Origin of the sequence: Bacteroides parvus, assembly GCF_017309675.2 — a bacterium.
GTDB lineage: Bacteria > Bacteroidota > Bacteroidia > Bacteroidales > Bacteroidaceae > Bacteroides > Bacteroides uniformis.
This window is the reverse complement of the sequence record NZ_CP084680.1, coordinates 1,435,591-1,460,392: the sequence shown is the minus strand read 5'-3', so window position 1 is coordinate 1,460,392 and position 24,802 is coordinate 1,435,591. Positions and strand designations below refer to the sequence as shown.

The 24,802-nt window shown below is 44.1% G+C and carries 20 protein-coding genes, 1 pseudogene and 1 riboswitch; of the genes and pseudogenes, 5 read left to right on the top strand and 16 right to left on the bottom strand.

The genetic code is table 11. The annotated features are described in order from the left end of the window. Nucleotides 1–8 precede the first annotated feature (8 nt). The 12 genes and pseudogenes from JXR92_RS05680 to JXR92_RS05625 all read right to left on the bottom strand — a co-directional run bounded on the left by JXR92_RS05680 (nucleotide 9) and on the right by JXR92_RS05625 (nucleotide 17,873). Nucleotides 9–2,087, bottom strand: coding sequence for a TonB-dependent receptor plug domain-containing protein (locus JXR92_RS05680; RefSeq protein ID WP_004311295.1), 2,079 nt, complete (start codon nucleotides 2,085–2,087; stop codon nucleotides 9–11). 18 nt (nucleotides 2,088–2,105) lie between these two features. After that, the gene (locus JXR92_RS05675) at nucleotides 2,106–3,206 is read right to left on the bottom strand and encodes a YncE family protein (protein WP_004293828.1); all 1,101 of its coding nucleotides are present in this window, start codon (nucleotides 3,204–3,206) and stop codon (nucleotides 2,106–2,108) included. 28 nt (nucleotides 3,207–3,234) lie between these two features. After that, nucleotides 3,235–5,325 carry a receptor L domain-containing protein gene (locus JXR92_RS05670; protein WP_004311297.1) on the bottom strand — a complete coding sequence of 697 codons (2,091 nt, stop codon included), beginning with the start codon at nucleotides 5,323–5,325 and terminating at the stop codon, nucleotides 3,235–3,237. Nucleotides 5,326–5,339: 14 nt separating this feature from the next. Further along, nucleotides 5,340–7,121: a PKD-like domain-containing protein gene (locus tag JXR92_RS05665; RefSeq protein ID WP_004293827.1), complete on the bottom strand. Its 1,782-nt coding sequence runs from the start codon at nucleotides 7,119–7,121 to the stop codon at nucleotides 5,340–5,342. A gap of 64 nt (nucleotides 7,122–7,185) precedes the next feature. Then, nucleotides 7,186–8,103: a DUF4465 domain-containing protein gene (locus JXR92_RS05660; RefSeq protein ID WP_206897526.1), complete on the bottom strand. Its 918-nt coding sequence runs from the start codon at nucleotides 8,101–8,103 to the stop codon at nucleotides 7,186–7,188. Between the two features lie 155 nt (nucleotides 8,104–8,258). Then, nucleotides 8,259–8,450: riboswitch (cobalamin riboswitch) on the bottom strand. 386 nt (nucleotides 8,451–8,836) lie between these two features. Next, nucleotides 8,837–9,166, bottom strand: a complete 330-nt coding sequence (locus tag JXR92_RS05655; protein ID WP_004289226.1) for a site-specific integrase — start codon at nucleotides 9,164–9,166, stop codon at nucleotides 8,837–8,839. A gap of 46 nt (nucleotides 9,167–9,212) precedes the next feature. Next, nucleotides 9,213–10,106 carry a phage integrase SAM-like domain-containing protein gene (locus tag JXR92_RS05650; RefSeq protein ID WP_011203113.1) on the bottom strand — a complete coding sequence of 298 codons (894 nt, stop codon included), beginning with the start codon at nucleotides 10,104–10,106 and terminating at the stop codon, nucleotides 9,213–9,215. Nucleotides 10,107–10,553: 447 nt separating this feature from the next. After that, nucleotides 10,554–11,330, bottom strand: a pseudogene (locus JXR92_RS05645) (phage integrase SAM-like domain-containing protein); the annotation flags it as partial. Nucleotides 11,331–11,406: 76 nt separating this feature from the next. Beyond that, entirely contained in the window at nucleotides 11,407–12,534 is a 1,128-nt protein-coding gene (locus JXR92_RS05640) for an AAA family ATPase (protein ID WP_117601697.1), read from the bottom strand. Between the two features lie 164 nt (nucleotides 12,535–12,698). Further along, a complete protein-coding gene (locus tag JXR92_RS05635) occupies nucleotides 12,699–13,040 on the bottom strand; it encodes a hypothetical protein (RefSeq protein ID WP_117601698.1) in 342 nt (113 codons plus the stop codon). 90 nt (nucleotides 13,041–13,130) lie between these two features. Next, nucleotides 13,131–16,481, bottom strand: a complete 3,351-nt coding sequence (locus tag JXR92_RS05630) for a PspA/IM30 family protein (protein ID WP_206897525.1) — start codon at nucleotides 16,479–16,481, stop codon at nucleotides 13,131–13,133. A 444-nt stretch (nucleotides 16,482–16,925) separates the two neighbouring features. Then, nucleotides 16,926–17,873, bottom strand: coding sequence for a tyrosine-type recombinase/integrase (locus JXR92_RS05625; protein ID WP_117964240.1), 948 nt, complete (start codon nucleotides 17,871–17,873; stop codon nucleotides 16,926–16,928). A 345-nt stretch (nucleotides 17,874–18,218) separates the two neighbouring features. Between JXR92_RS05625 and JXR92_RS05620 the strand changes: the two genes are divergently transcribed. The 4 genes from JXR92_RS05620 to JXR92_RS05605 all read left to right on the top strand — a co-directional run bounded on the left by JXR92_RS05620 (nucleotide 18,219) and on the right by JXR92_RS05605 (nucleotide 20,068). After that, the gene (locus tag JXR92_RS05620) at nucleotides 18,219–18,770 is read left to right on the top strand and encodes a PL29 family lyase N-terminal domain-containing protein (RefSeq protein WP_226791297.1); all 552 of its coding nucleotides are present in this window, start codon (nucleotides 18,219–18,221) and stop codon (nucleotides 18,768–18,770) included. Continuing rightward, on the top strand, nucleotides 18,697–19,404 hold the full coding sequence (locus JXR92_RS05615) for a hypothetical protein (protein WP_226791296.1): 708 nt from the start codon (nucleotides 18,697–18,699) through the stop codon (nucleotides 19,402–19,404). Before JXR92_RS05620 ends, JXR92_RS05615 begins: the two co-directional genes overlap by 74 nt. Before the next feature lie 111 nt (nucleotides 19,405–19,515). Continuing rightward, nucleotides 19,516–19,704 carry a hypothetical protein gene (locus JXR92_RS05610; protein WP_226791295.1) on the top strand — a complete coding sequence of 63 codons (189 nt, stop codon included), beginning with the start codon at nucleotides 19,516–19,518 and terminating at the stop codon, nucleotides 19,702–19,704. Nucleotides 19,705–19,726: 22 nt separating this feature from the next. Further along, the gene (locus tag JXR92_RS05605) at nucleotides 19,727–20,068 is read left to right on the top strand and encodes a hypothetical protein (RefSeq protein WP_226791294.1); all 342 of its coding nucleotides are present in this window, start codon (nucleotides 19,727–19,729) and stop codon (nucleotides 20,066–20,068) included. A gap of 76 nt (nucleotides 20,069–20,144) precedes the next feature. Here JXR92_RS05605 and JXR92_RS05600 read toward each other — a convergent pair whose 3' ends face one another. Continuing rightward, complete coding sequence (locus tag JXR92_RS05600) at nucleotides 20,145–20,705, bottom strand: porin family protein (protein ID WP_117964243.1); 561 nt, start codon at nucleotides 20,703–20,705, stop codon at nucleotides 20,145–20,147. Between the two features lie 159 nt (nucleotides 20,706–20,864). Between JXR92_RS05600 and JXR92_RS05595 the strand changes: the two genes are divergently transcribed. Beyond that, nucleotides 20,865–21,362, top strand: a complete 498-nt coding sequence (locus JXR92_RS05595; RefSeq protein ID WP_117964244.1) for a GNAT family N-acetyltransferase — start codon at nucleotides 20,865–20,867, stop codon at nucleotides 21,360–21,362. A 1-nt stretch (nucleotide 21,363) separates the two neighbouring features. Here the strand turns inward: JXR92_RS05595 and JXR92_RS05590 are convergent, their stop codons facing one another. The 3 genes from JXR92_RS05590 to JXR92_RS05580 form a co-directional block, all read right to left on the bottom strand. Next, on the bottom strand, nucleotides 21,364–23,793 hold the full coding sequence (locus JXR92_RS05590) for a DEAD/DEAH box helicase (RefSeq protein ID WP_138345643.1): 2,430 nt from the start codon (nucleotides 23,791–23,793) through the stop codon (nucleotides 21,364–21,366). Nucleotides 23,794–23,922: 129 nt separating this feature from the next. Then, nucleotides 23,923–24,144, bottom strand: a complete 222-nt coding sequence (locus tag JXR92_RS05585; RefSeq protein ID WP_002558131.1) for a DUF2795 domain-containing protein — start codon at nucleotides 24,142–24,144, stop codon at nucleotides 23,923–23,925. 70 nt (nucleotides 24,145–24,214) lie between these two features. Then, a complete protein-coding gene (locus JXR92_RS05580) occupies nucleotides 24,215–24,769 on the bottom strand; it encodes a cob(I)yrinic acid a,c-diamide adenosyltransferase (RefSeq protein WP_117964246.1) in 555 nt (184 codons plus the stop codon). Nucleotides 24,770–24,802 lie beyond the last annotated feature (33 nt).

Genomic DNA, 24,802 nt, shown 5'->3' with positions numbered 1-24,802 from the left:
GATGCAGATTATCGTTTACTATTTTTGTTTTTTCCGAACTTGGGTGTTATGCCGATGAATATCTCGAAATTGATGCCCGGCATGGGACGGGACAATACGGAAAGGTATTCTTCATCGAACAGGTTGTTGATGCTGCCCTTTAGCGACAGATCGGCCCATCGGAAAGAGAGCTGTTTTTCCAGTGTCACGTTATTCATGAAGTAAGGGGGCAGATAGCCCGTCAGGGTATAGTCATTACTCGACATGGTATAACGCTGGCTGTAATAACACCATTTGTAAAGCAGGCTCCATGTCCGCCATGACAGACGTCCGGTCACCGTTGCGGAAAACTCCGGCACGTATGGCAACTGTTTGCCGACGGATTGGTCTGCCGGACTCATCGGTTCGCTCTCGTTGATCGAGGGAGTCCACGAGAAAGTTCCGTTCATATCCAGTTTCCAGTCCTTTCCGAGCATTATATCAAGGTGGGCGTTGGTCTCTGCCCCGTAAGCATGTACCTTTTTGAGGTTTCTGGGGGAGAAGAATCCCTTGGTTGTGGGTAGCCAGATGATCCAGTCGTCGATGTGCGAATCGAACCAGTTGATACCACCGCTCAAAGCATATACATTTTCTTTCCCCACCGAGAACGACAACCCCACGTCGTATGTGAAGCCGTGCTCGCTTTTCAGGTCGGGATTACCGCCCGGCAGAAAATAGAGGTCGTTCAGCGTGGGAAAACGGTAGTTCCGGGAGATGGATGCTTTCGCCACGATATTGCCTTTTTTCGACAGTACCCCGTCGATGAAGAAAGCCGGGATAACCGGGGCCCATTCCGTACCGAACATATCCTCGCGAAGGACAAGCGAGGCGGCAAAACGATCGACAGGCCGCCATTTCGCAGAAACGGAACCGGAAAACTCGACACGTCCCTTGTCATACCCGACAACAGCCTTGTTACCTTCCTGCGAGATGATATTTTTGTCCGCGCTTTCCACCAAATGCTGGTGTACGGAAACACCGGCCGTGAACAGCCATTTCTCTGAAGGAGCATAATCCCCGTCCGCACTTCCGTAGAACGTGTTAATCTTACTGCGTGAGCGGGTCATCGAAGCCATTTCGCCGTTTCCCTTGTCCCGCTTGTAATCATAGGCCATCCATGTGTGTATATAGCCGCCTTTTACACCGACCTTCCATTTCTCCCGCACGCGATCCCACGAGAGGACGCCGCGAAACGTCTGCTCCCTTTGGCGGTTCTCGAAGTCCATGTCGTTCCCGTAATCCGTGCTGAGCATCGCCAGTTCCCGGTTGGAATTGATATACCAGGCGTTTAGCCCGAACTTGTCGCCTTCGCCCGTGTTATAATAAATTTCCTGCAAGACGTGCAGATCCTTATAAGCCCCGCTGCGGTTGCGTTCCGTCGGGTAATAGGAACCGATGATGTTCTTGTCCTCGTCATAGATGTTTTCCTTCTTGTCCCGGTTTCGGTATTTGTAGTCGTTGGGGGAAGAGGAATACACCACACGGGTGGAGGACTGCCAGTGTTTGTCACCGTAGGTCAGGCGGAGAAACTCGTCGAACGTGCTGAACGACCCCACTCCCTGCACGTACTGCAACCCGAACCCTTCATGGTTGGCCGGAGAAGTGGAGAGCCTGACCAGACCACCCAAGCCGCCGCCCGTTTCGTTTACCGATGACGTTCCGTGCAGCAGCGAGGCATCATCGATAAAGTAAGAAGGGATGGTGGAAAAATCCGTCATGCCCAGCATCGGGTTGTTAATGCGCATACCATTCCACGTCACTTGGGTATGCGAGGGAGAGGTACCCCGGAAAGCCACGGTGGATAACGTGGCGCGTCCGTAGTTCTTGACAAAAACGGATGAGTTGAATGTCAGCACATCGGCCATAGACAAGGCGATGTTCTCTTTCATGGCGATGGAATCGAAACGGGTTCGTTGCACGCCTATATCCTTCATAGGTCGTTTGCCCACCACCGTAACCTCCGGAATACGTAGTACCCTTTTGGTAATGCTGACGGAATTTTTCTGCTGGGCGGCAAGCAGAAAGGGCAGGCTTACCCCCACGAACAATAGAATAAGATGTCTTTTCATTTTTGTCCTCCTTCCTCGTTATTTCCAGCAGAAAGCTCCCGGAATGATTCCCACGTAAAATTCATCGATCAGCTTGCCTTGCGGCGAATAGCGATACACGATACCTTGTTGCTGGTAATCAATAGCGTCGGCCACATATACCTCCCCGTTGTTGGGATTGACCGTAAGGCCGTAGTATTTGGTGTCCCGAAACTCCAGAAAAGGCCGGACGGGAACACGGTCGGCTTCCACCGGCATTCGCCAAATATCGTTGTTGATCCAGTAAAGTGTATCCCGTGTACCGTTGAGCTGGACTTCCGAAGGCCAGTCGCCCAGCTTAAACTTGAACTGTTTCTCTACGGTGAAAGTCTCGGCGTCTATACGATAGAGAGACGGTGCCTCGTAACCGTATGGGCTGCCCTCGTAACCGCCATCCGTGATGGTCCACATCTTGTTGTATTTGTCCATGACCAGCGAAGTAGGTTGTATGCCGATGGTCAGTTCGTCCACGACCTTGTCCGTCTCCGTGTCGATTTTCAGGATGCGGTTCTGGTACGACCAGCAGTTCACATAGACGTACTTGCCGTATTGTACCATTTGTTCGGTGGAACCCGATTCCATGTCCATGTCTGGACATTCGATATAGCCGGTAATCTCGTATGTCTTGGGGTTGATGATGAAGATACGGTAGTCCCATATCTGCGTCACATAGGCTTTCTCATCCGACAGAAAATGGATATACCGGGGTGAGGTGAAACCTGTGATACGGCCCACTTCCTTGAAAGTATTGATGTCGATGGCGAAAATCACATGCGAGTTGTTCACCACGATCCAGCCTATACCGTCCCGGATAACCATAGACTGGGCCACATCGCCCAACTTGAACCCGTTGGCACGGTAAAACACTTCATTCTCCACTTCGCACGTGGCGGGATCGTAGTAGGAAAGCGTGGCATTGCTGTACTGGAAATTCCCCTCGTTGGTAATGAAAAGACCAGAGGCCGATACAGAGAAATCTTCCATCTCTCCGTAATCCCATTTCATGCAACTGCCGAAAACTGGCAGGCAGAAAAGAAAAAGGCAAATCCGTTGTATTGTTCTGCTCATTGTCATTCGGATAAAAAAGAGTACCCGAATCATTACGGGTACTCTGGTTAAGGTATAAGGTTTAATCCTGCTGCGTATATTGTTTGTCCTTCATATTTTGGAAGGTTGGGTTATACCCACATTTCGTCACGCTCCAACTTTCCCCCGTAATCATTCCGTTTTCTATAAACTTGCCGAAGAAAGTGTAGTCGGTAAATTTCGTCAAACCGTCAAAAACAACCCCATGCAAGGTCTCCAACTTCTCCATGGAAAGTGTTTCCTGAGAAAGAGAAGTCGCACTTTTTATCTGTAGCGTACCATCTATAGTCTGTAATTTATCACAAGTAATGCCTGTTGCTTTATTAACGAACAACCCTTCACCTCCTACGTGAAGCAATTCCGGAATATCCAGCGATTTACTTTGTAAAGATATTGCTAACGAACCCTCTCCCTCTTTATAATATACAGGAGAAGCTGAACAACAAACTTTGGATAGTAAGGGCAAGTTACAACTGGTAAAATTTCCAGATAAATAGAACTGTCCTCCCACTTCTTTCAAGACTGGCATTGTGATTGAAGCAAACATGGGTATTTGGATATATCCATATCCATCTATGATTTCCAAGTCGGGAAATTTGGCATTGCTTCGCATTTGGCCTGTCACATTTAGATTTCCATATACATGTTGAATTGTCGATATGGTATAATCGGTATTGTTGGTGGTTGGCTTACAAGTGAAGTCTTTGATATTCTTGAACGTGATTTCAGGGAACTTATTATTCGTGAGACTGGTGATGACAAAATTTACATTTGACAAATCTTCGGCTGTTTCAATTTTGGAGAGCTGCACCTTGTTTATAATTTCAATCTGGGGCGCTGTTTCTCCGAAGGTTTCAAATCGGGCGTTCGGCAACAGCAGTGTTCCGCTCACATCTTCAAGATAATCCAGCGTGATGCTTCCAAGTGTGGTGATCTTGCTCCAGTCGGGAAGTTGTTTGAGTGCCGTGAAATTCTTTATCTTTATCTGTCCCTTTATCGTTGTCAGTTTGTCCATTCCACCGAAAGCCTGAAGCACGTCATTTCGTTGGGGAACAAAACTACCGGTAGGAGGAGCTTCCATATTGGCTTCCATAATAATACTTCCGTTTACTGTTTCGATTTCCGGAAGGTTGATGGTTTCCAACATCACGGGGACGGTATGGAAATCAAGGCCACCGGTCTCTTTCAGCTTAAGGAAGCTCATGGAAGTCAGCTTGGCAAGATTGTTTACGGACAAGACCCCTCCGACACTTGTCAGTTCCGGTATTTCCAAAGACGCAATCGAACCGGCTGCTGTGTTCTCTTCATTGAGTCCTTGAAGATTCAGATCCTGACCTACAGTAGTCAGAACCGGAAACTCAAAACTCTGTAACGACGACGCATTGAACATCACGCTTCCTTCAATAGTTGCCAGTTTCTCGAATAGGACATACGTCACTTGGTCGTTATATACCGATATGTCTCCGGAGAGCGTTTCCAATGCTTTCATGGAAATCATGTGAAGTTCCGTAGCTTTCGAGGCGACATCGGTCGAACCTACCTGTAAACCTCCGGCAGAAACGATATTATCCAACCCTGTCAAGTCTGCACCGTTGTAACTGTTACGAATGACAATGTTGCCAGTAACCTCTTTCAAAGATGCCAATGCAGATATGTCAGTGATTTTTTCTGCCTCTTCCGCATCAGAGCCGATAATCAGGTTCCCTTTGACAACGGTTGTTTTGGTTGCGGCAAAAGAAGCTACCTCCTCGGTGGTCTTCAACTCCACATCTCCGTCAGATTCTATCTCGCTTTTCACGACCTTATAGGTATATTCGCGGGCATCTCCGTTATAGGATGTCACCCGGAAGGTTCGTTCGTTATCCCAGTCCGTTACCGTTTCAGGATCAGGTATGATTGTTGCAGAAGTTGTGTACTTGAATTCCACTTCGGCGTTGTTCAGCGATACCGTATAGGGAACGGTTATTGTTACTGTATTGTCCGTAATGTCGGCCGTGTACGATTTCCCGTCCACGGTCATCACGACCGATGTGATGAAATTTTCATCTGCATCTTCAGGTATAATTTCATCGTTTTTGTCACACGCTCCCAAAAAGAACAAGGATAGGAGCATGGGAAGAAAATAAATTTTCATACTTGTAATTTTTATTATTTGGTTAGATCCTCAAAAGAAAATACCTCCGTAGAAACTTCGCCCAGCCAGCCGCTTTTGGCCAGAACACCGCATTGTATTTTGATAAAGTCAATATATTGCAGATTGGCTTCCGTTCCATCGGCATGGATGGCATTGGAAATTTTGAAACCGTTCCTTTGTCCGCTTCCATCCACCGTACTGCCGCCTTCTATCTGGTCGTTTCCGAAATTATCCACGTACCCCCAGTCATAACTCTGATTATCCCAATAACCGGTTTGAGAATCTTGGGTGTTGCGGGCGGCCAGACAAGTGCCTGTCAGGGTATAACTGTTTTCCGAAATCCAAGCCGGATAATAATAGTCTTGTGTATGATAAGCGGACAGATAGTCTACCCAGCCGTTTCTACCGTCGGAACTGATCCATTGGACATCCATTTTTTTGCCTTCCGGACGGTAATAGGTCACTTCAAAATTCTGTATTGTTTCTTCCTTGCCTGCTTCAGATCCTTTCAGTTCGTACCACTCGTCATCCGGCAATCCGTTTCCGTTTATATCTTGCATGACCCATACGATACCCGGTTCGGAACTGCCGTCAAAGGCGTTCCCCTGAACACAGAAATCATATTGGTTACCCGAATTGGGAATACTGTGGTCGAAGCCGACGATGATATAACCCCCGAAAGAACCTAAAGAGACGTGCAGTTTGTCTTTCAAACGCTGTGTTGCCCATGCGACAGCCGCTTCAGGGGATGTTTCGTTGCCGGTCATACCGCCTATCGTGCTCGTCTCGTTGATAAATTGGCCGGGAGCTGGGGTATATTCATAGACTTTATTCCAGAGCTTGGAACTTCCCGAGGCCCGGAAGCCGTCTTGTTCCTTTTTGTCCACACAAACGACTTTTACGGTGGCAGTGACAGCCGTTTTCCCTTTGTCGATATTCCTGCTTATTTTTTCCGTCGGTGTGTCTTCCGACACAGTACAGGAGACGGTGTATTCTCCGGGTGCGGACGGCGTGAACTTGAACATGCGTTCCACTTCTCCTTCCATGACCTGACCGTCCACACTCCACTCAAAACGGGGATTGTCGAAATACTCCAACAACGGACGCAGGAAAACAGGACGGTCGGCAAAAGTGTACCTGTCCGTGGATGTTTGCAGGTAAGACGGGGTCGGGAATTTGACAACGTAGGGCATCGTTTCCACGACCTCTACGCTTACGTCTTTCGTTGTTGTCCCATCTATATTGGAAGCGTTGATTGTCACCGTATAAACACCGAGTTCTTTTTCATTGAAAGTATAAGTATTCTCGGTGGAAACGATTTTTCCTTCCCGTACCCATTCGATTTTGAACCCTTCGACATCCGAATGCTGAATATCGGGAGTAAATGTGTAATCGGTATTCCGGACGACTTTTAGCCCCTGCGAAGGTAGTGCCAGTGAGATGACCGGAGGGGTGAGTTCTTTCACTTCTACTTTCAGTTCCTCTTCGGCATAGCCTTCCGCATTGTCTACTCTTAGTTTGACATAAAAATCCCCGCATTCATTCCATGTACGTTGAAGAGACGGACCCGAAGAAACCAGCGTACCGTCTATCGTCCAAGCAAAAAGAGCATCTTCAACATTCTGGTATGTCGGGGCGATAGTCAATTCGTGATCGACCTTGACCGTGTAAATACCGGTCTCGCTGTCAAGTTCTATTATAGGTTGTCCTCCTACTTCTTCGGTAATGACTTCATCCTTGTTGCAGGAGGTGAACAGCATACAGGCAGAAATAATAAAATAGTGAAAACGATGCATGATGTGTGGATTTTAGAAAAATAACAGGGATACCCCCGACAGAAGGGATATCCTTGTATTCTTTTTATTGTATGGTGATATCATCAATACAGATATAAGCCGGAGTATTCAAACCGTATGCTCCCGAATCCGAACCCTCGAAGTTGAATTTCACACTTTGCACCCCTTCGGCATTGATTTCCCAATAATCCCATGTCGTGATAGGATCAACCTGTTGTTGGCCGTTACGATAATCGGCTAAAAGACGTTTGTAAGTGCGGATCAGACCGCCATTCGCATCATAACATTCCAGATTCACTTGGAAATACCCTTTCATCTCTTTCAGAGGAGTCGCTACCCCCGTAGAACCGAACTGATTACCATAAGTAATGACACCATAAGTGTATGAGGTGTTGCAGATCCACAGGCCGACCAATTTCCGGGGAACATTGAAATAAAATTCTGGTTTAGCCATCCATGCCTGATTGTAAGCATCCACATATCCGTAAACGACACCGAAATTGGAACCGCTGTGCCCGGCTTCCTTATTCTGTCCTTCCGCTTCCACCGCAGTGTTATAGACAGAACATTGGTTTAGATAAGAATACCACCAGTCTCCGGCATTTCCCGACTGATTGGAGCGGATGTTCCAGTTGGAAAGTGCGATGCCGCCGCTGGAATACTCTGTGCTTCCACCTACAGTATTAAACATTGAAAGGAAGAGATATTCTTCCGGAGTATTGTCGTAAATGGTGGTTACTTGAGGATACCCTTGGTACGAATAAAGATTTTCTCCGGCCGAGGTAGGTCCTGCTAACATGCCGGGATCGAAATCATCGAAAGTGATAGTTAAAGTACCGTCCGGATTTGTCACAGCACGGGTTTGCGAAGTTCCGGAATCAACCGGGTCCATCAAAAAGTCATCGTCCGAGCTACAGCCAGAGAACAAGGCGGTTGCGGTAAATAGACAGGCACCTGCCAGAAAGCGTAATTTTCTTTTCATAGGTCACTCATTTTAATGTAAAACATATTATTAACAAACACAAAAAATTCCCGTTCGTGCGGACTTACACGAACGGGAATATGTCTGTCTTCAAATATTGAATGGCCGATGAGCTATTCCTTATTTGATTACGACCCGTATATCCCGCAGGTGTAAATCTCATTCCGGTCATGGCAGGTCTTCTGACTCGTCCCGGTCATCGTGCCTTCCCGGTATTACACCAGTGGCAAAAGTTCGATGTCCGTTTTTGTGGACTCACAGCAGCGGGTACTGTCCCGGATTTTCACCGGGTTCCCTTTTCATTCGGAAGGCGTAAACCTCCCGAAACCATTTCCCGACTACAAAATTATCTATATTACATATCAATTCCAAATAATTCATAATATTTATAATAAAACACACAAAGCATGACAACCGTACTGTTTTAATTAGAGCATTCAAGTTTACGACAAACGAAGACGGTAATTATCATACACAATATCCATAAACCAACAAAACAGCTTGCCATTTTCCATAACAATGCGTTCTGGAATAGACAACTGTTAGCTGCAATTATGCAAGCAAAAAAAGCAGACAGAATAATGACTATTAATATCATGCACCAGAAATTAATCCTATAAATTTATGGAAAACAAGTAAGGGAATGGAAGTTCCGTTGCCGCATGGATGCAGGTGAAGGACCTTCTCTTTTAACGTTGGATACGCCAATGCACGCCAACGGAAGACTCTGATATTATCTGTTTGGAAAGGATATAGGATGTGCGTTACTTTGTCGCATATTCAGAATCTTAAAAAGAATTTTAGTATGGAACTGACAATTATTGAAACAAGCGCGTATTAGGAGTTGAGAAAGCTGGTCAGCACGCTGGTCGTACAGATGGGCGACTTCCAGAAAAAGATTGCCCCGCCTGCGCCGGACAAGTGAATGGATGCGCAGGACGTATGTGATGGACTTATGCCCAAACACTTTCTGAAGAGTTTCCAGCAGCATCCCCTTGAGTATGGCTAGAACGGCAAATGCGTGGCGTCCGATGTGCGGGGTGACCTCGCCCCGGAGTTGCATTTCCTGCCTATGATTCCAAGACTGAGCCGCATGGCATTGTATTCACCTACCGGAAAGACACATTCGGGGAGTCTTTCTTTTCATCCGTACCCCTATATTTTTCAATCAGTTCGATAGCAATGGGCAATAATTTTACGACATACGCCACTCCCGTTTTTATACGGTTGCCCATCAGCCATGTACCGCCGTTGGAGTCGGTATGGATATTATCGTATGTTATGGCTTTCAAGTCCACATAGGAAAGACCGGTGAAGCACATGAACAGGAACATGTCGCGCATGGCACGCTGGCGTTTGTATCTCGGTTCTATATGGATTATCCTTTGCAGTTCCTCTTCGGAAAGGAAAGAACGCCTCTTGTATTCGGGCATACACTCGAATGATGCGAACGGATGAACCCGTATCCAGCCTTTTTCCTGCGCGATATACATCAGCCACTTCAAGGTATTGACACGCCCGAAGACAGTGGAGTTTGCCAAAGCGCATGTACCGAGCATCCAGTTGTAGTAATCCTCGATGAATGATTTCTCAAGTTCTTCGATGACAATATCCTCTGCATTCTTCTTGCTTTTCATGAAAAGCAGGAGACTCTTGTAATCGGCAACCAGACCGCAGTAGGTGCTTTCGGCTTTCTCTATGCCGATTTTCTTTTTATACGGTTCCAGCTGTTCCCTGAAAAGGTTCATAAGGGTGTGGCATTCCTCTGAGAAGCCGACATAGCGGTTATAGACTTTCTTGGCTGTAACAAAACTGTCGTGGTCGCAGATGTACTGGTAGTGCCTGGTGATTTGCGCCTTGATATTGTCAAGCTCCTGATTGAGTGTACGGGCCTCCTCGGACTTGCCTTTGGCCCGGTTGGTTTTGACGTCCCACAAAGCGAGGGACATTTCTTTCTTACAACTGAAACCGGCTTGGGTTCCATTGATGGTGATACGGCCCATAATCGGTGTCTTTCCGTTTTTTACAGACTGTTTATTCTCAAAACACTTAGCTATACATGGTCTGCGATAAGCTAAGAGAGATTCCCCTTACACAAAAGCATGGCATCTCCTTGTCGTATCTCGCCTTTATACTTTTATGTATAGTAGTCTACCGGATCGAATGAACAAGACCTATCCCATACATAAACCAATTTAGACTGCTATGTTATTTTTGAGGAAGAAGATGGAATGAGACCAGATACCCTCTTTAAGGCTGACTGTAAGTCGATTAAATGTAGAAAAAGATTGCTTTTGTCACAAGTAAAGTGTATATTTGCATTGAAAGAATCGTTCTTTGACAGAGGCAAAAGAAAACAGAATATTGTAATTCGCTCGTTTCTAAATCGTTACCTGATATTAATTAAACAGAAATAACTGTTTAATTTTCAATTAGATAGAGATTGTATGATGTTTCGCGGCATAACTACTGAGTGCCGACTGCATTCCCAGACACTGCCTGAGCACTGCCAAACGTTGGTTGAATGCCCTGAGTGCCGACTGGTATTCCCGGTATGCCGCTTCTGTGCCTTCCTCACTTTGTAATATGGGGAATAAATAAGGAGAGTCCTTGTCCTTGTTTGCTATTATTCTCACCATCTGCATGGCTTCGGGTGTGAGTGACACGGTTAGTGCCCGTCCCGTCTTCCTGCGCCTATAAGACAAGGTGTTTCCTTGTAAGTCCCTTTTGTGCAGATACGCTAGGTCTACAAAAGGAATCCCTCTTAGCATAAACATCAATACAAAGAAAATTTTTGTTTTCTGTCGGGTGTTGGGAGAATTACCGGCCTGCAGGTTCATCTCTGTCTCTCGCACCAAAGAGCCTATGTCGGAAGCTTCGAGCGCTTTCTTCCTATCTGTCCGTGTACCGGTATACACATGTTCAAACAGTCTGGGTACATATCGCACCAGTTTTCTGTCCACTGTCCGGTTGTAAACCGAGCGTATTGCTTTAATATAGGTGGACACCGTATTCCAACTACAATTCCTCTGCCTGAGGAAGTTTTCGAATCTCTTCAGTACGGTCGGGCTCAGCTTGCGCATGGGCACCGGTTGCCATTTGGCGAATACCGAGAATGCATTCACCGTTGACTGGTAGATGTGTGCTGTTCCCCACCTGCCGCTTTCCCGGAGTTCCCCAATGACTGAGGAGAACATCTCTTGTAAGGTAATTTCATTTCTGCTCATTTCTAAATTATTTATAAATGGTTTGCCCTGCAATTACAAATAAATTGAATGAATATAAGATTCAAGAAAGAAACCATTAAAGCTTGTTTCTTTGCAACCAAAGTTGGAAGAACTGATCATATACCTGGTAAATACCTTTATCATACGTAATAAAGTCTTTTTCTAGCAGTCCTTTTACAGCTGAAGAGACAGAACTTGCAGATTGCAACTTGTATTTACGTACAAAGCCACCACTTGAGATAGCCTTAGCTTTTCCCTCTGCTGCTATTGCCATAAATACAATACGCTGTTTTTCGGGCATCTGATATAATAAGGCATCATAGGTGTCGGCAGAAAAGTCTAGAAGGTCGTTAATGGCAGTATCTATCATTGAGGGAATACATATTTCTCCAGTTCCGGTCATGGAAAATAAAATGTTCATAACCTTCTGCATATACGAAGTTATACCATTGAAGCGTTCATATAACTCTGTTACTACCAATGTATCTAAGAGTTTGCTTGCCCGCTCAAAGTGCTTAAGGCAGAACTCCGCGTATTTATCAACAGAAATGGGAGGCAGGTTTATCAATGTAACTGATTGATAGAATGGACGTGTCGGAGAAGTAAACATTGCCCCCATCAGATGCCTATGGGACCCGGAGAAGACAAAGTGGGCATTGGAACAGCGTTGTATATGTGTCCGTAATGCCGCTTCTATGTTGGGATCGTCTGCATATTTGGTTATTTGCTGGAATTCATCGATGGCGATTAGGCATGGTTTTCCGGCATTGTTCAGATAGGAGAATATCTCATCCAATGTTGCAGAGGGATTGGTTATAGCTCCCAGACCGATTCCCCACGTAGGCTGCCCATTCATGTCGAATGTTATTTCGGAGCGAAGAGAGGCCAGGACATTCAGGAAGGTACTCCATACGGATTTACCTTTTGGACGTAATTCATCCAGTACAGCCTTGCCGAAAACATTCACAAAATCGCGTACAGAGCTTGTGGCATAGATGTCGATGATAAAAGTGTGATAATGCTCCTTGATTTCCGGCTGTCCAAAACAATGCCGCAACAAGTCTGTTTTGCCTAATCTGCGTGGGGAAATCAAGGCTATGTTATTCTCATTCGTCAAAAGTGAGACGATTTTAGCCGTTTCTTTCTCTCTGTCACAGAAATATTCTGGTGACACATAGCCGTTCGTAACAAATGGATTTTTCATATGATTATTGAGTTTACACGCAAATATATAGAAAATATCACAATAATCATTAGATGATAATCATAAAATGATTATTAATAGAAGTGTGTGGTTAACTATCATATGAAATGGCTATTCTTTTCCTCATCCAAAGAATAGAGGAATAGCAATAGCCATTTTCTGTTTTAATCTTGATATTCAATTTCTTCACCAAGAACTTGACGTATCATATTATGTTCATTGCGATAGAGTTTACCATTACGCAGATAATAATAGTTAAAGTAACCGGCAAACTCAATAGTGGCATACTTTAGTGTGTCTCCTTGATTATAGGCTCTCCATGTACCCTCGTAAGAGCTGGAATCATCATATTGAATCAAGGTGGTGGAGTCGGATCGAAGGTTGAATTGGATACCGGTTTCAGTGATGAATTTGCCTGGAAAAGGATGTGTAGCTGCTGACTTCTTACATGAAGAAAAGCAGATGAGTGAAACTGACACGGTCAAAATGAATAGTATTTTCTTCATATCTGATATTTATAAATGAAAGATTGAAAAAAAGGACGTCCTGCAAGAGGACGTCCCTTTTATTAAATTATATCAAGAATCTCTTCTTAATTATTTGGCACTCGGTGTACCGGCAGCCTTCTTAACGATGACTTTCAGGTTATCCTTGCTCAATACACCCCACTTGTAGTTGACATTTACTGTCAAGAACATATTGTAGTCAACGTTAACCGGTGTACCATGGTTGTTGAAGTATGCCAAGTGAGTCGGGTCAGCATCGACCGGTTTAGCTGTTGACTTGTCTGTAGACTCATCCCAATTCATCATCTTCAATGAAGCATTGGTCGGCAATTTACCGTCAGTAGTACCCTCCTTGTGCTCATAAGTGTTGGTTGCAGCATTCCAAGCCAAGCTGGTAGTGGTCTTATCAGTCAAGAACTTGACCTCACGTACGGCATAGTAGTCATACAAAGCATGTGCATAAACTTCATCACCAGTGGCCTTGTCAGCTACAGCAGCAGCTACCGGTTTATTATTCCAGTCAGTGAATGTGAAGTTCTTGGCAACGCTCAAGAAGCTACCGTCAATTTCAGCATCAACGAAGTTGTCGCTGATAGAACCGTCAATAGTCAACGGGTTGATGAAGTGTACCTCAAATTCTTGAACTGGAATAACATTGAACTCATTGTATGCAACAACTAGCTGTACAGGAACTTCCTTGCCAATCAACTTGAGGGCGGCATCAGTACCGTTCAAGTCATCTTTTTCGTGGAGACGGATGATACTGGAGCATTCATTTACGCTATTACCTAATTTTTCATCATAATTCCAAGGCAAGTTCTTTTTGTTTTCTGTAGCATCAGCACCCATCAGGTTATTGATAGTGGCAGCCAAATCGTTAGATTGTTTATAATCATTAATTCCTGCATCCGTTCTACCGATGTTGCTGTTGTCACTTACGACTTCGTCTTTTGCTGTACCTTTAGTCTTATACCACAATTGAGTTTGGTCATCGCTTGTGACAAAGTCTTTCAAATGCGGATAAGTAGTCAGGTCTTTCATACGTGTTTCGTCAAAGATAAACTTAACCTCTGCACACTCACGAATATACTGGATGAATTGGGCCAAGTTGGCTGGTTTTTCTTTGGTCGGTTCATATACAAAGCCATTAACCAAGTCAGCTTCGATGTGGCTATAGTCTTTCAGCTCACAACCGTCAGGAGTACCCGGATATACATGCGGGTCTTTCTGTGTTCCACCGTCATTTGCAGTAGTGTAAACAATCGGATTCACATTGAAGACACCTTCGCCCTTACCATTCTTCCAGAAAGTACCTTGGTATGCAAACTTCTGTGCAGGAACAACAATTGTCTGCTTGAATGTCTGCTTGATGTCACCATTCAAACCAGTTCCGTCAACGTACTTAACATCAATTTCAAATGTAGAAGCATAAGTCTTGTTTGCTGCATTGTAAGCCAATGTACCAACAGTCTTCGGATTCATAGCCCAAACCAAGTTGAAAGAAGTATTGTCTTCAGCATCCTGCAAGAAACCGAATACAAGATCTCTAGTATTCTTGATGGCTTCACCACCGTCTTTGCCAACTTTATTTGCTCCTTCTTCCCAGTCACTCAAAGCATCTGTAGATTCTGTCAATGTGCTGAGTTCAATCTTCTTACCATCTTTTCTAAGTTCAAGGATTTCGATGCCCTTGTAGATGCTATGGAACTGAGTCTTACTCATACTCTGTCCACCATCGAACTTAACCATGTGGTAAATCTTCTCATTCATTTCCTTAGAGAACAGCTGCTGGAACATGTCATGACAAGTTACAGTGTCGTTCGGGAATGTGATGGCAGCAATAGTCTGATCCTTTTCACCAGTCCAACGAATCTTGATGTAACGAACTGCAATCATGTTACCGTTATTCTTATCCCACAACTCAGCGCGAATGATAGGCTCACGACCGATAGAAGTCTTAGAATATTCGTTGTCTCCCAACTCTACGTCATAAACTTCAGACTTCAGAGTGTAACCATCAGACAAGATACGGCCGAATTCCTGCTCGTCTGTCTTGCGGTCACCCTGCAGATACTTGGCTTTTGCCAAAGCAAAACGGAACTCCAGACCATAGTCGGGGTAGTTGCTCAATTCCTTGTGGCTACCATGTTCGTCTTCTGCATAAGTATAGCATACTGTTACCAATGTTCTCAAATCAAGCGGTTCGTCATATGCTTGTTTAACATCAACCAATACATCATTACCTGATTTGTACAAGCAGATAGAGTCATGATAGTGTACATACTTACCATCTTGTGTTTCATCAGCAAAGTTACCAGTGATAGCTTTGTTAAAGTCAATCTTCTTGTTAGCCAGATAAGGGAATACTGTAGATTCTTCGATACGGCTGCATTCAGAACTTACATATACTTCTTCACCAGCCTTCTTTTCGTCATCAGTCAGGTTCTTGTCAGCAATAGGAGCTTTCAAGGAAGCCATCCAGAATGTCTCAAGCTTATCTGCTCCGTGTGCTTCACCTGATGTACCGATATTTTCGTTCAGATATTCTTTATTCTTCTTATATTGTACTGTCAAAACACCGCCATCAACAGTATAATCAACAACTTCGAGAGGGGCATTCTCCAGAATTTCCGGAGTAGACTTAGTTACATTTTGAGATTTGATACCTTCGAACAACGGAAGTTTAATATCATCTTTCAACACACCGATGCTTGGACTCATCTTATAGCTTACCTCATTCTTTTCTGTAGAAATATTAAGAGTTTTGGCATTAGCTACAGCTTTATGGTCTACCATAGGCGTACGGGGATGATTTCCCGGTACCACATCATTCTGATGATCTGTTACAGCGGCATAAACCTGCGGAGTATACTGCAATGACAGTAATTCAATAGAAGGGATACCATTGATGTGTGTAGTCGGAATCAGTGTGAGGCTTGTCAAACGATGACCAATCAAGGTCATCACTTCTACGCTCAATTTTTCAACCTTAGTTGCGAGTTCCTTCAAATCTGCATCGGAGATGAAATCTTTCTGTAATTCTGCCTTCAGATCTGCAATCTTTTTGTCTACAGCATCCAGAGAAGCCAACTTGTCGATTTGCTTCTGTAGAGCTGCATCAGCATCCTCCAAAGCTTTCTTCAAGGCTGCAATGTCTTCAGAAGAAGCCCCACCTTGTCCTGCTTTGTCCAATGCTTCTTTAGCTTTGTCCAGTGCTTCTTGTGCTGCTGTTTTAGCATTAGAAGCTTCAGTTTTGGCTTCAGCGATAGAAGTCTCCAAAGTACTTACTTTAGAGTTCAATTCATCAAGTGAAGCTTTCTTGTCCAGTTGTCCCTGCAAGTCCTTGATGTCGTCATCATAGTCCTTACAAGACGTGAACGTTCCTGCAGTGCCAACCATTAAGGCGCTGAACAGGATCACACTTAGAAACTTTTTGTTCATAATTGAAAACTTTAAATTTATAAATTTAAAAAATAAAAAGTGAATAATCTCTCATTTTCATTCCCTTTCACATAGCTGTTGATTACATGATTTTTTCCGTTACTTCGCAGGTAACGGGAATCTATATTTAATCAATTGTATAAAAACATGTTTAATACAGTTTCGATACATCTATAATTGTTTATAATATTTTAAATGAATAAAGATAAGGAGGGGCTTATAGGTGGAATTCTTATAATAGGACTAAGAAATAAGATTGAGGTGAAAGAGACTCAAAAGGTTTGCAAGACAGGGGAAAATATAAAGTCTTATTTTGTAGTACTTTGACATAAGAAAAGGTGGCTGAGAAACAAACAAGGCGATCCTTCCCTTCAAGAGAAGTCTCTTGCGGGAGGAATAAATAAGTACATATTTAGACTATTCTATCAATAAAAAGCAAAAAAACTATGCCGAAATTCCATTGCTTTTCACAAAAGAAATTACCTTCTCATTTGCCTCATCAATCTTCTTGTCGTTGAAGGGTTTGAGATAGGTTTCAGTAACATTTATCGATGAGTGTCCCATCGCTTCAGAAATAATTCCAGGGTGAATCTCGCAATAATATGCCATTGTAGCCCATGTGTGTCTTGCCGAATACGAGCTAAGATGTGAACTCATGTTTAAATGTGTTTTTAAAGTTGATAACTGATAGTTAAAACGTCTCAGAGCTGATTGATACTCTTTATAAGCCGCTTCGGTACCCTCCTTGCTATGTAATATTGGAAATAAATAAGGTGAGTTTTCGTCCTTATTGGACACCATGCGTACCAACTGCAAGGCTTCAGGGGACAGAAGTACCCGCAAGGTGTGACCAGTTTTTCTTCTACGATAGGATAATACGTTACCTTGCAAGTCTTTCTTACGCAAAAAAGCCAAATCGACAAACGGAAGACCACGCATCATAAACATAAACACGAATAGCATTTTTGCTTTTTGAAGTCTCGAGGAGGGAATCCTTTTGGACAAATCCATCTCTGTCTCGCAAACTAAAGCTCCTATATCCGAAGCTTCCAATGCTCTTTTCTTGTCCGCTTTAGTTCCCGTATACACATGTTCAAACAACCTGGGAATATAACGGACATATCGTAAATCTACAGCTCGGTTATAAGCCGAACGGATGACTTTCATATAGGTGGAAACGGTATTCCAACTACAATCCCGTTGGCGCAGGTACATTTCAAAACGTTTTAAAACCACTGAATTCAGTTTGCGCAGATGCAAATTCTGATAGTTGTTGAATACGGAAAACACATTCAATGTGGATTGGTAAATATGGGCTGTTCCCCATCTTCCATTTTTCCGAAGCTCTCCAATAATAGTTGACAGCATTTCTTGTAAGGTAATCTCTTTCATCTTCAATTTTAATTATACATTTCTTATTTATAATATGTATAAGGGTAACTCCTCTGTAATACAGAACACACGTACAAATACGCTAATAGCTGGGGCAACAACAATTCCATTAACAAAAAAGTGCGCTTAAATGCAGATTTTTCGATTAATTATAAAAAAACAGCATTATTATTTGCTCATTTATAGAAAAACGATTATGTTTGCACGGAAAATTCCTCCGTTACCTGCGAAGTAACGGAAAATTTTAACAAAAAAATAAGAGAAAGTAATACCAAATATGCGAGATTATTCACTTTTTATTTTTTAAAATTTATAAATTTAAAGTTTTCAATTATAAACATAAGTATGTTCTTGTTCAGTGTCTTAATGGCCGGTACTGCAGGAACTTTCACGTCTTGTAAGGACTATGATGACGACATCGAAAGCTTGGATAATCGCGTATCAGCAGTAGAAAAGCTGGTAAGTGACCTTCAAGCTAAGATTGACGCGGAGTCGGTCATTACCGGCGTTGACAAAACAGAAGATGGCATTGTCATCAAATTAAGCAATGGCGATTCTTATTTTATCAAGAATGGAACAAACGGCACAAATGCTCCTGTCTGGAGTATTGTAAAAGAGGCTAAAACCATCTATTACTATCCAGGTACTGAAGAGACTGGTAAGTTGCATGGCCAAGCAGAAGCTGACTACTGGGTGAAAGTAACAGAAGAGAAGGGTAAAGATCCTTTATATGAAGTACAAACTACGAAATGGTTACCGGAAGGAACACTTTCAGCAGTTTGGAATACAAAAGATGAAACTCTGACCCTTGGTAACATGAAGGATGAGAACTGTAGCTTATGTAATCAAGAAAGGTACAAGTGCTACCAATTGGATTACTTTGAAAGATGCCACTAAGAAAACTTATTGGATGCCTTCAACCAGCGCAATGTACTATCACTTGAACCCGCTGAATGCCAAGCTGAAAGATATTGAGTGGAAATTCTTGGCAGCTACTCCTGCTGTGGTAACCCCTATCTTCCAAAACGCTGGTAAGACCATTGACGGCGAAAAAATGTATGCTACATACAAACTCTCTGTAGAGGATTTGAAGAAGGGCAATTTGAGCACTCTCGGTGAAAACAACTATATTTCTATCGCAGCTCTGGAAGCAACATTGATTAATGGCGAAAAAGAAGGTGAAGAAAAGTCTACAGTTACTTCTGACTATGCAGCCATCATGCCGATGATTCAAGGCTTTAAAGCCATTGCGTATACCGATGACAGCAAAATCGTAACAAAAAGCACTTGTAAGCCTGAACTGTATAAGACAGCTAAGGAAGCTATCGAAAACGTATATACTGTTCCTGCACAATACAATGGTGGTTCTATTGAATTGGCAGATTTACTGTGTATCCATCATGTAGAAAACTTTGGAGAGAAAAACACTAAAGACTTCACCACCATGGTTCCTGTAAAGGTCACATACACATGGGGTACAGTAAGTGCTAAAGTTGCCATTGCTGTTGATGGTACTATTGCCAACAGATAATTTTGTAAAGAACTCATCGCATCCTAAAATACGGTAATATAATAAAGGTGCGTCATAATAAGGTGACGCACCTTTTTCTTTAACAATGCATGATTAATAAATATATCAACAATGAACAATAAACAAATCCTTTTTATGCTTCTTCTCTCAGCAAGCTTTCTACTCGGAGCATGTTCAACAAAAGGACACGAAGAGAAGATGAAGACACAGAAAGAGGCAGAAGATGAGTTTGTAGCCACTTTGACTGCTACAGACTCAAGCGTTGTTCTTACATTATGTACAGGAGCTTCTAAAAGCTAAAGAGACTGACAAGGCTCTTGATATGCTTTACTCCATTGATGACGCAGGTATAGCCAAACCCTTAACGATACAACAACGGGAAGCACTTACCAAACGTTTCCAGCGTTTCCCGGTAATTCGTTATCGATTGGATTACCTCAGCTTCTCTACACAAGGAAATAATGACGTGAAGTACAAAATAGAATTTACGCCACGTTCAGATTCTGACACTCCAGGTAGTAGTATGGGGTTCATGTTCAACCCCATAAAAGCAAATGGGGAATGGGTACTCGCCATCAAAGACGGCAGACAGCCTAGTCGCGAAGCCGCTACCCCACTCCACAATGATGCACCTGCCCCAGTAGATGTAATTGTAGAAAAGTAATCAAAAACGCAAGAAAGGCCCTCCTTTTGTAGGAGAGCCTTTCTTATATTATATTCCACAAATCGTTTTACTACATTTAGAAAAGATACGCCGCAGACACCTGCCAAGTCTTATTCTTGGCACCGATGGCATCACCCGCATTCTTCCACGTAAATGAGTCGCCCATCGGGAGCTGATAGGTCACTCCAACCTGGAGATGCTTCAGCAGCTTCACACCGGCACCCAAATTAAGTGCCACTTGAGCCTTCTTACGGTCTACGTAGTCTTTCTTCTTAAAATCGAAGAAGAAATCGGGACCGGCTGCCACATAAATACCCAACAAACTACCCAAGCCAATGGTATATTTCAGATTTACGGGTACTTCCAGTCCTGTCTGCTTCACCTCGTCCTTGCCGCGCTGAGAGAACAGCAAAGCCCCATCGATACCCAAACCTACAATGGGAATGGTAAACTCAGCCATCGGACCAATAAAGAAACCGGTAGAATTATCCTTGTTTCCCTTATATCCGCCATCCCAATCTATTTTCGTCATATTCACACCACCCTTAACACCCCACTTCAATAGTTGGGCCTGAACAGGCATAGCCATAAGCATACAGCATACAGCTATCATGAAAGCACTAAAAATCTTTTTCATAATCAATTGTGTTTAATATTACGGGACAAATATATGCAAATTCTTCCTAAAGAAACAACATATGTCAGCATTTGTTCATTTACGAGAACAATGAATCACAAAACACATTACCTTTGCAACATAAATCAAGGAAAATGTCACGCTGACAAAATAAAAACTATGATAGAAATCAGAAAGACACTACCCACAGAACTGGAAGTCCTTATGGACATCTTTGAGCAGGCCAAGCGCATCATGCGGAAAGATGGCAACATGCACCAATGGACGGGCAACTATCCCTCCCGCGAACTCGTCATGGCAGACATCGAACAAGGCAACAGTTACGTATGCACCGACGATACCGGAGAAATCATCGGGACTTTCGCCTTTATCCGTGGAAACGACCCTACATATGCACATATCCACGAAGGAGAATGGCTGGAAAACACACAGCCTTACGGAGTCATCCACCGGCTGGCAAGCACAGAGCACAGCAAAGGAGTGGCCAATGCCTGCCTGCAATGGTGCTACGAACAAATCCCCAACCTACGTGCAGATACCCACCGAGACAACCGCATCCTGCAATACATACTGAAGAAACATGGTTTCCAGTATTGCGGCATCATTTTTCTGGCCAATGGGGACGAACGGCTGGCATTCCAGAAAACAGAACGATAGCTTACGCAAACTTCACCTTCAAGTCGTCCACTCCCATTCCCGTAAAATAATCCTCGATAAAGTCCCAACGCTGTTCATCCGTCAGTTTATCCGTTCCAAAGAAGAAGGAGAATAAATCTATCTGTTCCTGGAATACCTGCTCGTTGGTGTCCAGAATCAGATTGCGGTAATCATCGCCAAGCGCAAGTTCCTGCAGAGTTTCGGGGTCATTGAAACGGACAAATACGCAAGGCGTACCGCCACCCTCCACACTGAACGAAAGGCAGTCGAGCATAGAAAGCAGATTAAGCAGCATATTCAAGTCCGAGAAAGGAGTGCAATAAAACACCAGGCGGTCTCCCTTACTGCCCACTATGCGTTGGCTGAACAGTTTTTGATAGCGCGACAAAAGCAAATCAAAGCCTTTGGTCACCGTAAAAGAGAGTTCATTGGAATCCTTCTTTTTCACGCTGCTGATATAGCTTACACTGCGGCCTTCCTCCGTGCGACTCTCCAGCAGGGAACCGATAAAGCGTTTGGCAGAGCGCACGTCCATGCCATGCTCGGCAAAGACAGCCCGCAGTTCTTCTTCATCAAAACGTCCTTTCGACTTTATCAATGCCGTTTTCAGCATCGTTGTCAAGCTCTTGAACAAGGCATCCATCCGTTCACGGATGACGGAGGCATCTTCCTTCAACAGCACCTCATGCTTGCCTACAGACACGGCACGGGCTCCCTCCCACAACGTTCCATTATTCAGTTTCTGTTTGAACTCCTTGTAGCCAAGCTCCGGGAAACGCTCTTCCCAAAGCGCTTCCAGACGTGCGACGTAAACCCCGTCCTCCCCTTCTACCTTTGTCAGATAGCTCTGGAATTCACGGGCAAAGACATCACCCGTCTTGTCCTGGACATATCCTTCAGTCAACAGATTCTTGGGGCTGATTTCAAGCAGATGCCTTCCATAACGCTGCATCAAATCGTCTTCCAGCCAAAGCAAGGCGGTCTTGATGAGCTGTCCCAACTCTGCTTCATACTCCAACTTGTTCTTTGTACGCGGCAGTTTCACCACAAACTCGAAATCAGACAAAGACACCATGATTTCCGGTTTTTCCCCTTTCATGCGGTACACTTCCATGAGCTTTCTCAGAATAAGCACCAGCTGTTCCTGGGCAATGTTCCCCGTCTGATGCAGACGCTTCATATAATAGAAGTCACGCTCATGGTAGTCGGTAGCGGCAATACCCTGTATCTCCGTATCACGCGCGGCACGCCCTATCTCCTGAATATAGTCGACAAACGTACTGGATGGCGCCACATGATATACACGGTCTATATCACTGATATCTACTCCCATACCAAAGGCTTTCGTAGCCACAATCAGTTTCTTGGTTCCTTCCTTGAACTCCTGCACAATGGCAGCTTTCTGTTCCTTGTCCTTCTTGCCATAATAGGAGGCGACCAGACGCCAGTCTGCCGGCTTCACCCACGTCTTCAAGCGCATGTCGATGCCACCCGCAAAAGGATAATAGAGCAGTGTCTTGTGACCGTCCAGGAAGTTTTCGACCCGCGCAGCAACTACGCGCTGCTTTGCCTTGTCGTATGTCTCCCCGTCCTCCATCTCCATCTGACGGATGTCAAAGCCAATATTCCGGCGCTTCACCGTACCTACATAAAGCACACAAGGCTCCATCTGCAAAGAACGGATAGTCTCGAATATCATGTCATTACCCCCTTTCGGGTTCCAGACAGCCGTAGCAGTCAATGCAAACAACGGGAAACTATAACCGAGAGTCTGTTTCAGCGTATTCAAGTAACGTCCCAAGAACCAATAGTCCACACGGAACTCCTTGCCCCATGTCGTTACCGTATGTGCCTCATCGACCACTACCAGACCGATGCGGCGCTCGCCTACAAAATGCTTGATGTCGTAAGAGAGAAGCAATTCCGGCGAGAGATAGAACAAATCAATCTCCCCCTCACGCACCTGCCGATAAACCTCCATCTTCTGTTCCGGCGATAAATCGGACGAGGCATATGCCACACGCATATACCCCAGTTCTTGCAGACTTTCCACCTGGTCTACAATCAACGCCTTCAAAGGGGAGACCACGATGGTAAGCAGATTATATTCTTTCCCCAGATAGATAGCAGGAAGCTGGAACAACATGGATTTTCCGGAACCGGTAGGGGCAGTCAACAATATATTGTCTATCTTCGTTTCACCTTTCCAAGCCTCTTCAGCCTCCAGTATAACGTTCTCTATCAGCTGTCCCTGCGAAATGCAAAGCTTTTCCTTTCCCTTGAACAAATCATCGTAAATCTCAAGATTACGAAACTGTTCGTAGCCGTAAGTCTCCTTTAAAATCGTGTTCACGGCTTCGCGGCAGTTTTCAGGCAGATGCCTTTCCTTCAAATCCGGCAACCGACATGTTGTTGCTTCTTGTACATCCATTATTATTGTAGGGGGGTATTAAAAGAAAAGAAGTAATTCTTCAACCATAGTTATCGGTCTTGGAATTACTTCTCCCTATGTTTCAAAATATTACCAGACATACCGGTAAGTTTTTTCTTTTAAAGCGTATCAATATTCCTCCTCGTTGAAGAAAAAGTCCTCTTTGCTGGGATAATCGGGCCAAATATCTTCTATGCTTTCATAAATCTCGCCTTCATCTTCCATTTCCTGCAGATTCTCAATCACTTCAAGCGGAGCACCCGAACGCATGGCATAATCTATCAATTCATCCTTAGTTGCCGGCCAAGGAGCATCTTCCAGTTTAGATGCTAATTCCAATGTCCAATACATAGTCTCTAGTATTAAAATTGTGAATATTAAGTCCTATTTCTATTTTTCGGCAAAAGTATAACAATTTATTTCACTTGCAACTATTATTCCAAAATATTTCACCTTTTTTGTCGTCTTGATTCATTTTACGGGAAAGGACGAACAAATAATCAGACAAGCGGTTCACGTAAGCCAGTAATTCCGAAGCGATTTCCACCTGCTCGGCCAAAGCAAGAATCCGACGCTCTGCACGGCGGCAAACCGTACGACAAACGTGACAAACTGCCGCACCGCGACTTCCACCGGGAAGAATAAAAGCCGAAAGAGGGGGCAAAAGAGTATCCAAACGGTCTATCTCCCGCTCCACCATTTCCACTTGCTCCGGGCCGATGATACTGGCTTCTTTCAGCTCCATTTTCTCCCGGTCTGTGGCCAGATGAGAGCCTACGGCAAAAAGTCTGTCTTGTACTTGCTGCAGAAAATCCTTATCCTTCCCGTCAGGCAGGTACGTGATGAGAAGACCCAGATTGGAATTCAGTTCATCCACCGTACCATACGCCTCAAGGCGGATATGGGTTTTGGGTACACGGGTTCCACCTACAAGAGAGGTGGTTCCTTTATCTCCGGTTTTAGTGTATATCTTCATAAGGAATTAATGTTTAGGGGTTAGGGATTAATG

Excerpts from the sequence above, each read along its gene's own strand:
- JXR92_RS05680 (WP_004311295.1), bottom strand. The coding sequence starts at position 2,087 with ATGAAAAGACATCTTATTCTATTGTTCGTGGGGGTAAGCCTGCCCTTT.
- JXR92_RS05675 (WP_004293828.1), bottom strand. The coding sequence starts at position 3,206 with ATGATTCGGGTACTCTTTTTTATCCGAATGACAATGAGCAGAACAATA.
- JXR92_RS05670 (WP_004311297.1), bottom strand. The coding sequence starts at position 5,325 with ATGAAAATTTATTTTCTTCCCATGCTCCTATCCTTGTTCTTTTTGGGA.
- JXR92_RS05665 (WP_004293827.1), bottom strand. The coding sequence starts at position 7,121 with ATGCATCGTTTTCACTATTTTATTATTTCTGCCTGTATGCTGTTCACC.
- JXR92_RS05660 (WP_206897526.1), bottom strand. The coding sequence starts at position 8,103 with ATGAAAAGAAAATTACGCTTTCTGGCAGGTGCCTGTCTATTTACCGCA.
- JXR92_RS05655 (WP_004289226.1), bottom strand. The coding sequence starts at position 9,166 with ATGCAACTCCGGGGCGAGGTCACCCCGCACATCGGACGCCACGCATTT.
- JXR92_RS05650 (WP_011203113.1), bottom strand. The coding sequence starts at position 10,106 with ATGGGCCGTATCACCATCAATGGAACCCAAGCCGGTTTCAGTTGTAAG.
- JXR92_RS05640 (WP_117601697.1), bottom strand. The coding sequence starts at position 12,534 with ATGAAAAATCCATTTGTTACGAACGGCTATGTGTCACCAGAATATTTC.
- JXR92_RS05635 (WP_117601698.1), bottom strand. The coding sequence starts at position 13,040 with ATGAAGAAAATACTATTCATTTTGACCGTGTCAGTTTCACTCATCTGC.
- JXR92_RS05630 (WP_206897525.1), bottom strand. The coding sequence starts at position 16,481 with ATGAACAAAAAGTTTCTAAGTGTGATCCTGTTCAGCGCCTTAATGGTT.
- JXR92_RS05625 (WP_117964240.1), bottom strand. The coding sequence starts at position 17,873 with ATGAAAGAGATTACCTTACAAGAAATGCTGTCAACTATTATTGGAGAG.
- JXR92_RS05620 (WP_226791297.1), top strand. The coding sequence starts at position 18,219 with ATGTTCTTGTTCAGTGTCTTAATGGCCGGTACTGCAGGAACTTTCACG.
- JXR92_RS05615 (WP_226791296.1), top strand. The coding sequence starts at position 18,697 with ATGAGAACTGTAGCTTATGTAATCAAGAAAGGTACAAGTGCTACCAAT.
- JXR92_RS05610 (WP_226791295.1), top strand. The coding sequence starts at position 19,516 with ATGAACAATAAACAAATCCTTTTTATGCTTCTTCTCTCAGCAAGCTTT.
- JXR92_RS05605 (WP_226791294.1), top strand. The coding sequence starts at position 19,727 with ATGCTTTACTCCATTGATGACGCAGGTATAGCCAAACCCTTAACGATA.
- JXR92_RS05600 (WP_117964243.1), bottom strand. The coding sequence starts at position 20,705 with ATGAAAAAGATTTTTAGTGCTTTCATGATAGCTGTATGCTGTATGCTT.
- JXR92_RS05595 (WP_117964244.1), top strand. The coding sequence starts at position 20,865 with ATGATAGAAATCAGAAAGACACTACCCACAGAACTGGAAGTCCTTATG.
- JXR92_RS05590 (WP_138345643.1), bottom strand. The coding sequence starts at position 23,793 with ATGGATGTACAAGAAGCAACAACATGTCGGTTGCCGGATTTGAAGGAA.
- JXR92_RS05585 (WP_002558131.1), bottom strand. The coding sequence starts at position 24,144 with ATGTATTGGACATTGGAATTAGCATCTAAACTGGAAGATGCTCCTTGG.
- JXR92_RS05580 (WP_117964246.1), bottom strand. The coding sequence starts at position 24,769 with ATGAAGATATACACTAAAACCGGAGATAAAGGAACCACCTCTCTTGTA.